The sequence below is a fragment of the Peribacillus sp. P4_C12 genome (assembly GCF_056402095.1).
In genome coordinates, this window is sequence record NZ_JBFUIB010000391.1 from 1 (window position 1) to 3,564 (window position 3,564).

Here is a 3,564-nt window from a genome sequence, read left to right on the forward strand (position 1 = left end):
GCACATTAATGGATCCATCCTGTGTATAATGCGATGTTTCCACAAAGTCACCGTTTTCATAAATTTTTACATTACGGATATGCGAGAAAGGAGCACGGTAAGCATACTTTTTAGCTACTTGTACCATATCATTTTCAGGGTTCGCACCCATCGAGCCTGTACACATCGTAAACGCATTCGATGTTGAATCCGAAATGGCGATTAGTTTTTCATAACTTGATTCTCCCGTGATGATTCGTGGCAAGCCAAAAATGGACCATGGTGGATCATCCGGATGTATAGCCATTTTAATGCCGCATGCCTCGGCAACAGGTAATATTTCCTTAAGGAAAATTTCTAAATTCGCCCACAGCTGATCTTCATCTATACTTTTATATGCTTCGAATAATTCAGAAATCTGCTCCATCTTTTCTGGTTCCCAACCAGGCAATGTTAAATCTGAAGCTTCTGCTACCGTACGAATTAACTCTTGTGGATCTAACGTATCTACTTTTGCTTTTTCATAAAATAATGCAGTTGAACCATCTTCCAATGGATGGAACATTTCTGTTCGAGTCCAATCAAAAATCGGCATAAAATTATAACAAATGACTTTTACTCCAGCCTCTGAAAGGTTACGGATCGTCTCTTTGTATTTCTCGATATACATCATACGATCTTCATTTCCTAATTTAATCGATTCATGAACATTTACACTTTCAACAACATCTGTGTGAAAACCAAATGATTGGATATACTCAATTTCTTTTTTAATTTCTTCTTTTTCCCATACCTCACCAACAGGTTTTTGGTGCAATGCCCAGACAATCCCCTTAACTCCAGGGATTTGTTTAACCTGCTCCAATGTAACGGTATCATTGTCTTTCCCATACCATCTAAATGTAATATTCATCGTGCACCCCCATTATTCTGCAATTTTCTGCATGTATTTTCTACTTAATTCAACTACGGCTTCATAGCCACCGCTCTTATAGGCTTTGTTTAAGTCACTACCAATTCCTGCAGCTACTGCACCTGCATTCAGCCAGTCCTTCATATTGTCCAGATTAATTCCGCCGGTTGGCATAATCCTTACATTAGGTAGCGGACCATTAACGGACTTGATGAAAGAAGGTTCAAAGTGGTTTGCCGGAAATAGTTTCAGAACATCACAACCTGCTTCAAGAGCTGTAGCCATTTCTCGAATTGTCATACAACCAGGCATATATGGAATGCCATATCGATTACAAAGGATAGCAACTTCTTCAACAAAATAGGGACTCACAATAAAATTGGCACCAGCTAAAATGGCATGGCGTGCTGTTTCAGAATCCAATACTGAGCCTGCTCCTATAAGTGCATCTGAATTTTGCAGTTCCTTGAAAGCTTCTTCAATTCGTGGTGTTGTATAAGTCAATTCGATTGACCGTATACCACCTTCAACAGCTGCTTTAGACAGTTGTGCCGCTTCCTCTGCATCCTGTCCCCGGATAACAGCTACAACTTTCGTTTCCGTTATTTGGTGAATTATTGAATGTTTATCCATTACATCAACCCCCTTAATTAAATACGATGATYGCTTTTCGAACCTGTTCTGGATGGTTTTCAACAAAATTAAATGCCTCTTGGACATCATCAAGGGAAAATGTATGTGTAACTAAACCTTCATGTCGTAGATTACCTTCATTTAACAGTTTCACTACTTTTGGGAACTGGTTGGTTTGCAATCTAGAACCTTTCACCGAAACTTCCTTTTTAGTGATTGGAAGCTGGGAAACCGCTGCAGTTCGTTCATCAAAACCTAGCACGACTATCCGTCCTGCAGTAGAAACTACATCAAAGGACAATTCAAAAGTCATGGGCAAACATACGGCATCAATGACAACATTGGCACCTTCGCCATTCGTCCATTCCTGTACACGCTGTTGAACATCTTCACTGCCCGCATGAACGGTAATATCAGCGCCACTTTCTTTAGCAAAAGCCAAGCGCTCATCACTTAAATCAGTGATCATTACTGATGCCCCTTGAAGCTTGGCCATCTTTAATATACAAATCCCAATAGGACCTGCTCCTTGAATAAGTACTGTGTCGCCTTTCTCTACTTCTCCTCTCCAAACCGCTTGTGCACCGATTGTATAAGGTTCAGCTAATACTATTTCTTCCCAAGCTAAAGCGGAATCCACAACATGTAGTTGTTTTTCGGGAAGAACACACCATTCCCTCATCCCACCATCTTCATGTACACCAAATACAGACAATGTTTCGCATACATTTTGGCGACCTTTACGGCAAGCATAACACTCTCCACAATAACTGATAGGCTCTATAACCACGTGGTCTCCCACTTTAATACCTGTAACATCTTGACCAATCTCCACAACTTCTCCCGCTACCTCATGTCCAACAACTCGGGGCAATGTAGCAAGAGGGTTTGTACCATGGTAGATATGCATATCAGATCCACAAATCCCGACTCTTTTAACTTTAACAAGGACATCTGTTGAGTTCGAAATCTCGGGTTTTTCTACTTCTTGAATAACAAGATCATGTGCTTTTCGTACTTGAACCGCTTTCATTTCCCCACCTACTTTGTAAGAAATTCATATACATATGCCGCTATTGATACCTTGTTTCTTCATTACCTTACCTTTCAATAACAGTTTCATTCTGTATGAAAGGCCATACCTCTTCCAAATAGGGTAACCCCTCATTATCTCCCGAAACAGTCGTTACAAGAGCTCCAACGCCATTTGCGAATTCCAATCGTTCTTCGATAGATAAACCATGAAGATATCCGTATATATAGCCGGCATCAAAGCCATCTCMCGCACCAACAGTGTCTATCGGGGTAACAGGGAATGCTTCTTTTTTATGCCAAACACTTTTTGTATATAGTTTTGAGCCATTTTCCCCGTCCTTGATGACAAGCTGATCTATATTATTTACATTTGCGAATTCCGCCAATGATTCTTCAGAGTCAATCCCGATAATCAATCGTATTTCGTCTAGACCTGTTAGCAAAATATCAACAGATGGAAAAACTTCTAAATAAACAGATCTCGCTTCTTCGATAGACCATAGCTTTAGGCGGATATTTGGATCAAATGAGACAGGGATATCTTTTTGTTTAGCGATTTCCATAACCCTCTTAGCAATATCTACATTTTTAGGATCTATAGCCAAAAAAACACCCGTGAGATGGACAAGGTCAATATCTTCAAACATCCGATCTGTGATATCTTCCGGTTTTAGAGTTAATATGGGTGACTGATAGCGATAATAAAAAGTCTTTCCGGAACCATCCTCTCGAATTTCTTTGAAATTTAGGGATGTTGGATAACCATTTACAAAGGCAACATCACTCATATCCACCCCTTCCCCACGTGCGAAATTATAAATAACACGACCAAACTCATCCTTGCCCAAACGGCTTAACCACTTTGCCCTCATACCAAGCCGAGCACAACCAATGGCAAAATTCAGTTCAGCCCCTCCTACTTTTCGCTCAAATCTGTTCACGAATCTTAAAGGCCCAGTTTCTTCTGGGTTTAACGTAATCATGGCGTCACCCAGTGTTAAAAC

General features: G+C 40.3%; 4 protein-coding genes. All 4 read right to left on the bottom strand.

The annotated features are described in order from the left end of the window. A partial coding sequence (uxuA, locus tag AC1DUW_RS23595) for a mannonate dehydratase (protein ID WP_477643593.1) occupies positions 1 to 892 on the bottom strand: 892 nt, incomplete at its 3' end. A 12-nt stretch (positions 893 to 904) separates the two neighbouring features. Further along, complete coding sequence (locus tag AC1DUW_RS23600; RefSeq protein ID WP_053346427.1) at positions 905 to 1,525, bottom strand: bifunctional 2-keto-4-hydroxyglutarate aldolase/2-keto-3-deoxy-6-phosphogluconate aldolase; 621 nt, start codon at positions 1,523 to 1,525, stop codon at positions 905 to 907. A 13-nt stretch (positions 1,526 to 1,538) separates the two neighbouring features. Next, positions 1,539 to 2,558 carry a zinc-binding alcohol dehydrogenase family protein gene (locus AC1DUW_RS23605; protein ID WP_477643594.1) on the bottom strand — a complete coding sequence of 340 codons (1,020 nt, stop codon included), beginning with the start codon at positions 2,556 to 2,558 and terminating at the stop codon, positions 1,539 to 1,541. Positions 2,559 to 2,625: 67 nt separating this feature from the next. Beyond that, positions 2,626 to 3,564 (bottom strand): sugar kinase (locus AC1DUW_RS23610; protein ID WP_477643595.1); only part of this gene is annotated, 939 nt, incomplete at its 5' end.

Bases quoted from the DNA above. Each gene is read 5' to 3' on its own strand.
- AC1DUW_RS23600 (WP_053346427.1), bottom strand. From the start codon at position 1,525: ATGGATAAACATTCAATAATTCACCAAATAACGGAAACGAAAGTTGTA.